Source organism: Flavobacterium bizetiae (assembly GCF_902804475.1).
Taxonomy (GTDB): Bacteria; Bacteroidota; Bacteroidia; order Flavobacteriales; family Flavobacteriaceae; genus Flavobacterium; species Flavobacterium bizetiae.
The window spans coordinates 40748-46904 of the sequence record NZ_CADCSU010000025.1 but is presented as its reverse complement, the minus strand read 5'-3'; the positions used below and the strand labels follow the sequence as shown (position 1 = coordinate 46904).

Annotated in this window: 9 protein-coding genes; all 9 read left to right on the top strand. The window is 28.7% G+C overall.

Annotated elements, in window-relative coordinates; translation table 11 throughout:
* Window positions 1–209 (top strand): hypothetical protein (locus FLACOL7796_RS24620; RefSeq protein WP_232067266.1); only part of this gene is annotated, 209 nt, incomplete at its 5' end.
* Window positions 210–367: 158 nt separating this feature from the next.
* Window positions 368–916, top strand: coding sequence for an ATP-dependent Clp protease proteolytic subunit (locus FLACOL7796_RS01365; protein WP_173969046.1), 549 nt, complete (start codon window positions 368–370; stop codon window positions 914–916).
* Between the two features lie 200 nt (window positions 917–1116).
* Window positions 1117–1725, top strand: coding sequence for an AbaSI family restriction endonuclease (locus FLACOL7796_RS01360; RefSeq protein WP_173969044.1), 609 nt, complete (start codon window positions 1117–1119; stop codon window positions 1723–1725).
* Window positions 1676–1996, top strand: a complete 321-nt coding sequence (locus FLACOL7796_RS24870) for a hypothetical protein (protein ID WP_173969042.1) — start codon at window positions 1676–1678, stop codon at window positions 1994–1996. The genes FLACOL7796_RS01360 and FLACOL7796_RS24870 overlap by 50 nt, the downstream gene beginning before the upstream one ends.
* Window positions 1997–2298: 302 nt before the next feature.
* Window positions 2299–3018 (top strand): hypothetical protein, encoded by a 720-nt coding sequence (locus FLACOL7796_RS01350; protein ID WP_173969040.1) that lies wholly within the window; start codon window positions 2299–2301, stop codon window positions 3016–3018.
* 52 nt (window positions 3019–3070) lie between these two features.
* Window positions 3071–3940, top strand: coding sequence for a DUF4238 domain-containing protein (locus tag FLACOL7796_RS01345; protein WP_173969038.1), 870 nt, complete (start codon window positions 3071–3073; stop codon window positions 3938–3940).
* Window positions 3941–4101: 161 nt separating this feature from the next.
* Window positions 4102–4713, top strand: coding sequence for a hypothetical protein (locus tag FLACOL7796_RS01340; protein ID WP_173969036.1), 612 nt, complete (start codon window positions 4102–4104; stop codon window positions 4711–4713).
* Between the two features lie 111 nt (window positions 4714–4824).
* Window positions 4825–5535, top strand: coding sequence for an HNH endonuclease (locus FLACOL7796_RS01335; RefSeq protein WP_173969034.1), 711 nt, complete (start codon window positions 4825–4827; stop codon window positions 5533–5535).
* A 138-nt stretch (window positions 5536–5673) separates the two neighbouring features.
* A complete protein-coding gene (locus FLACOL7796_RS01330; protein WP_173969033.1) occupies window positions 5674–6135 on the top strand; it encodes a hypothetical protein in 462 nt (153 codons plus the stop codon).
* Window positions 6136–6157: the final 22 nt, after the last annotated feature.

The window sequence follows — 6157 nt, the reverse complement described above, 5'->3', positions numbered from 1 at the left end:
TGTATACACTCTTAAAAACAATTATAAAGCATAAAAATGAATATCAAGGCGAAGCTATATTAGAGTTTTTATTTGCATTATCTATTGGTAAGTTAAAACTACACAAATCTCATTACAGCATACTAATTGACGATTTGAAGGAGATTGATAATGAAAAGATAAAACTTTTTATAGAACCAATACAGAATATTTATAAAAACTGCATATAATCCCAGTTTGAAAATATGGCGGGTTTAGACTTAATTTGAAGCAGGCTATATACTTGGTAAACTACTATAAACAAAAGTTTAGATTTCCTTAATCTGCGATACAGCCAAACAAACAAATATTAGTGATTATAGTAATCTACCTATAAAAACATAAGAATATGACGACAGAAATAATATTTTGCGGAAATAGAATTAACAAACTAAATAGACTTGGACTTGAAATCCAAATATCTATGGCTTTAGACAGCGGTAGTGAGGAAGTTCATATTATGTTTGGGAGTCCCGGTGGAGAAATATTTCAAGCATTAGAATTCTATAAGTTCATTACAAATTTACCTAGTAACAAAAAAGCTAAGTTGTATATACATTCCTGCGGACCAATTGAATCATCAGCAGTAGTAATCTTCGTCTCGTTTGACAACCGTTATGTTTCAGATAATAGCCATTTTTTACTTCACAAAGTAAGACTTCAGAATATGACAGCATTAACTAAGGAGCAGCAACAAAATATTGACTATTTTAACAACCAAATGCTTGGCATTTTAACAAGTAAAGTTACTTTGGACCAAACCGAAATTGACAGTTTACAAACAACATATGAAAACCTCAATTTGACAAGTGAAATAGCAATTCAAAAAAAATTTGGACAAAAATCTAGTAGAAAATTTCTGGATACAGCCATTATAATTCCTCAGATTGGGCAATAAAGCAATGGCAAATTTGACAACACGACAAAGAACCACAGCCCACTAAACTTCGTTTGATAATATTTTAGGATTTGGCTTTATTTCAAATTGCTTTTTTACTTGTGATAGTCATTAACCGAAAATTTAGCGTTCCTTCATCCACTACATCTTCAAGGCATAAACCATCATAAACTACCTTTCCGAGCAAAAAAAATAACAAAATGAATCCAAAAGTTGAATATATTTCCAGACTACTTCAAAAAACGAGTTTTAAAGCTTTAGAAAATTACTGTCTAACAAGATTATGGCATAAATTGGATAATGACGAAATAAAATTCGTTCCGCAACAATATGTAAACCGTCACATTGAAAAATATGCTTTAACAGATGTCTATCTTCCGCAATTTAAAATCCATATAGAAGTTAACGAACCTGCACATTATGATTCCCCTGAGAGAATAATTGCAGATGAAATTAGAAAAAACGAAATTGAAGAAAAAACCGGACATTGTCTTTTTGTTATCGATTGTAGAAATGATCTTTCAAAAATTCACAATGACATAGATTCTATAGTAAACCTTATTAGAGAAGAAACTGAAAGTCAAAAACAAAATGGAACATTCAAACCTTGGCAACCAGAACGTGAACAAAATCCTAATTATTGGAAATCTAAAAAGAAAATTCACGAAGTAGATGAAATTATATTTAAAAGTATTGAAGACATTTGTCATCTTTTTGATGCAGACTTTTCAAAAACAAAACGTGGATTTTTAAGACAAGGTGCAATCAAACATCCGAAAAAAAAACTTTATAATTTGGTGGCCAGCTGAAAAAAGTCGAAGTGGTTGGTTAAATATTTTTAGTGATAATGATAATATTATTAATGAATCACATTTTGATAATGTGAAACGAAGTAGTCATTTTAATAATATAATAAAAACTACTGAATTACGAATTGTATTTTTTTATAACAAAGATGTACTAGGAAATGTTGGATATAAATTTAAAGGTATTTACGAAATAGATAGATTAAAAAGTAATGCTTCAAATGGACTATTTTGGAAGAGATGCAGTTCTGAATTTACTATAAATGAATATTAAAACGATTTATAAGGGCCGTTTTGCAAGATTGAAATTTGTATGGAAAATTTAGGTTTAAATTTTTTTTTAAATTTTATCTTAAACGAAAGAACTCAGTGATGATAAAGTTCAAAAAGTCGCGAAACATTAGCAAAAAGCAAATCAAAAATGTGTAAAAAACAAAGTAAAACAAAATAAGAAATGAAAATTAAATTTACTCTACTATCAATAATATTATTACTAATTTTTTCCAGCTGTTCAAATCAACCAGATTTGACAATGAAGAAGCAATAAAGTTAGCAAAAGACCTGATCACTCAAGAAATGAAAAAGAATTCAGGAATGGCTTTTGCAATGTTAGGTGTAGAAGATGATGAAAGTATTGATAAATTTGTTAATGAAAATATTGAGCTTGTAAACGTAAGACCAACAGATAAAGATGAAGATTTAAAAAAATGCGATTGTGCTACGCAGATTTCGTTTAAGTTCTCTGAAGAATTGATAAAAACATTGAAAGAAAAGAGCAGAGGAAATTTGATAATTTCTGTCATAAATGAAATGATGACAAAACAATTAGATTACAAATACACACTTCAAAAAATAAAAAAAGACAACCAACTTCTTGTTGAGGGAATTGTACCTGTTGAAGAATTACAAAGCATTTTTATGAATTACAAAATGATACAAAATGCAATGAATAAACAAGCAAGTAAAAATGAAGGGGCGGAAAATTTGAGCCAAGATGCTTCGAACGATAAAGAAATTTCAACTGTAAAAAGAGAAGATACTGATATAAGTGCAAATTCAGGAGAAATAATAACTGAAAAAAGCTATATCTATAAAAAAAGTGATTATTCTACCAAAATAAAAATGTATCTAATTAAAGGTGATGTTTTTGACATTGGAGAGGAAAAAGATGGATTTTATGACATCTATTATCACGGAGAAAATTACGATAAGAATATTGAAGGCTATATTCCAACAAGCGAAATGAAACTTCTGTATTTAGACAAATATGGAAATAAAACATATATTGAAGAATAGAAAAATTACCAAGTGAAAAAACGCTACATTCATTTTTATAATCTATGTGCAAATGAATAATATTTCCTGGAGACATCATTATTTACCTATTTTTTATCTCAAAGGTTTTACTAAGCAATCTGGATTTTTAAAAATCTTTAATGTTCAAGAAAAACGTTTTCTAAAAAATGGAAAAGAATTTTCACCAGAATCTTTCTTTTTCGAAAAAAACGCTAATACTGTAATATTTGGAGATAAAAAAAATGATTATATAGAGTCTAGCTATTCGGATTTTGACAATGAAATGGCGACTTTAATTAAAAGAATTACTAATTCAGATTACACAACAAATTATAATGTAACTGAAGAAGAGATGCCACGAATCAATCACTTTGTAAGCCTCATGTATTGGAGATTACCACATCGAACAAATGATTTGAAAGAAATTTTACAAAATACTGACTTAGGAAGTTTAGGCTTAAAGATTGTAAATAAAAGTGGGGAACGACAGAAAGTGACAGAAGAGGAATTTAAAAATAATCCAGAGTTCATGAAAGGTTTTAAATACTATAACTCCTTGATGGATTCAATTCGTGGAGTTAATTGTACAACACCGTATTCAATAGTTCAAAATCATGAAAATTTTCCTTTTCTATGTTCTGACAATCCAGTAGTATTTCAAAGCGAAAATCCTAAAGTCTATCAAGACGACTATTTATTCCCGCTGTCAGGTAATAGATTATTTATTAAAGCAAACCGTACAAGCGACTTTCCTCCATATTTAAGAATGCTTGTTGACGCCGTTGTATATAAGCAAGCTCAAAAATATGTAAGCTGTACAGATGAGTCATATTTAGAACAATTAGACACTTTATTAGAAAAACAAAATATAGAAGAGCTAAAAGCAGAGATATTTAAAATAATAAGATATAACGCAATATAATACATGGTATAAGAGATTTAGGCATTTAACATAATTTAAAAGTGTTTTGTATTTGGGGTGTTTGAGCAAATCCTAAGATAAGACTTAATTTAACCTCACGCCTATTCCTGCAAAGGAACGTTAACAAAAATCAAATCAACATTTTTCTAAAAAAGAAACTTATGGAAGCTGAATCTTTTAAAATCATTACAATGTTAATTTCATTAATTGCTATTACAATTTCAATAATCACGATTGTAATGACTAGAAAAAATCTGAAACGACAATTAAGACTGGCTAAACTTGAAGAAATTTTAGAAATACTTCAATTTATAATTGGTTACTATCGAATCCTCTTTTCCCTTTTTCACGGTATAGAAAAAAATCTAAACTCACTTGAAACAAGTAATGAAATTACGAAAGAGATGAGAAAAACTATGAAGCAGCAAATACACTTTATAGAAATAAATAACCGAGAAATTGTCACAAGTAAAATTGCAAGACTAAAAATCCTATCTAATGCTTATCTCACAAATTCAAATAATTTAAAAATCAAGTTGCATACAATTTCAGACGTCTTTTACAATATGTATATGTATGTACATTCAAATGGCGGAGTAATGAGAAAAAAAGAAGCAAATGTAATAATTCCAAATCCTAAAGAAATGTCTATGCTGATTGAAAAAATAGAAGAAGAAATTATTATTGAAATGAATTTAGGTTATAAACCAATAGATTATGATGTCCAAGTCGACTATTACAAAAATCAATTCAAAAGAGATTTGGAAGGTTAGCAACTCGACTTATTACAGCTCTTTAAGCAAAAATGCCAAATTTTAAATTAAAAGATTTTATCTTAAACCTACAACCCGCTATGTCTAATTTACAAAACTAATATTTTAAAGATGCCAATATGCTACAATTGTGGAAATGATTTCCCAGAGGAAAATATTACACGTGAACACATTCCAGCTCAAAATTTATTTGCTGGTTACGGAGATGAGTTTAAAGTTAACAGATTAGTCGTGCCAGCATGTTTTGACTGTAACAATCAATACTCTCAAATTGACCAAGAAATACGAGATGCTATTGGCGTAATGAACAATAATGATGATAATCAAACTGAATTGACTAGAAAATCAGTTAAGTCCATAATACGTCGAAAAAGCTGGGCTGACAGATTATTTTTCGCAGGTGATAAAGTAATGGCTGTTGACTTCAGTTATGATGATTTAAAAAAATTACACATAAAAAACTTTAAGGGAATTTTTTATAATAAATATAAAAAACCATTACCAAAAGAATTTGAAGTTGAAATAATTGCTGAAGGAGATGAGGAGAACGAAAAACTTATGGGAATTGGTCGATTATTTTATGATTATGTAATAAGAGAAAATGATTTTTTAGTTTCAGGTCATGAAGATATATTTATGTATAATATTAGAACCATGAATCGTACAGATTCCGACTATCTTGAAGACAATGGAGATATAGAGAACTGCATTTGCGTGGTTGCAGCTCTTATTTATCATAAAAATATGTGCTCAATAGTTATTGCGGCTAAAAAAGATTTTTTGGAAGGTGTTAAAAAAGATCGAAATAAAGACCTATCATAATGGCATCTCTGCACTATAAATGCATTACATTTTTTAGACGTAAAGTACAATGCAAAAATTCTTAATTGAGTGATTTTAGCATGACATATTTTAAGTGATAGAGTTGCTAATTAAAGTAATTTATAATTAATAAAAATTATGTTTGAAGATTTAAAAGAAATTTGGAAAAATATTGAACAAAAGGAAAAAGGCTATTTAAAAACAGGATTATATATCATATTAATTATAGGTTTTATATCGGTAATTTTTCTTCCCTGGCTGTTAACAAGAGAAAGTATATCTTTTGTTGATTACAATAAAAAGCGAGCTATTGGAGATACTATAAATGGTATAGCTGGTCCCTTTATAGCATTAGCAGGGGCCATTTTAACTTTCTTGGCATTTTACATCCAATATAAAGCCAACTTAGAGCAAAGAAATCAGTTTACTAAAACTCTAAAAAATCAGGAAAAGGAAACAAAAGAACAGCTTATTCAATACAATAGCAATTTAGAAAGACAGATTGAGGAAAAAAAAGAGCAGGAAAAAATATGGAGAACTGAAAGATTTGAAAATCAATTCTATGAAATGATCAGACTTCACAAGGAAAATGTTAATTAAATCTCGATTAACTTAACCAAAT

What these genes read in the sequence shown, in the direction of transcription:
- FLACOL7796_RS01365 (WP_173969046.1), top strand. Translation starts at nt 368, where the DNA reads ATGACGACAGAAATAATATTTTGCGGAAATAGAATTAACAAACTAAAT.
- FLACOL7796_RS01360 (WP_173969044.1), top strand. Translation starts at nt 1,117, where the DNA reads ATGAATCCAAAAGTTGAATATATTTCCAGACTACTTCAAAAAACGAGT.
- FLACOL7796_RS01350 (WP_173969040.1), top strand. Translation starts at nt 2,299, where the DNA reads ATGAAAAAGAATTCAGGAATGGCTTTTGCAATGTTAGGTGTAGAAGAT.
- FLACOL7796_RS01345 (WP_173969038.1), top strand. Translation starts at nt 3,071, where the DNA reads ATGAATAATATTTCCTGGAGACATCATTATTTACCTATTTTTTATCTC.
- FLACOL7796_RS01340 (WP_173969036.1), top strand. Translation starts at nt 4,102, where the DNA reads ATGGAAGCTGAATCTTTTAAAATCATTACAATGTTAATTTCATTAATT.
- FLACOL7796_RS01335 (WP_173969034.1), top strand. Translation starts at nt 4,825, where the DNA reads ATGCCAATATGCTACAATTGTGGAAATGATTTCCCAGAGGAAAATATT.
- FLACOL7796_RS01330 (WP_173969033.1), top strand. Translation starts at nt 5,674, where the DNA reads ATGTTTGAAGATTTAAAAGAAATTTGGAAAAATATTGAACAAAAGGAA.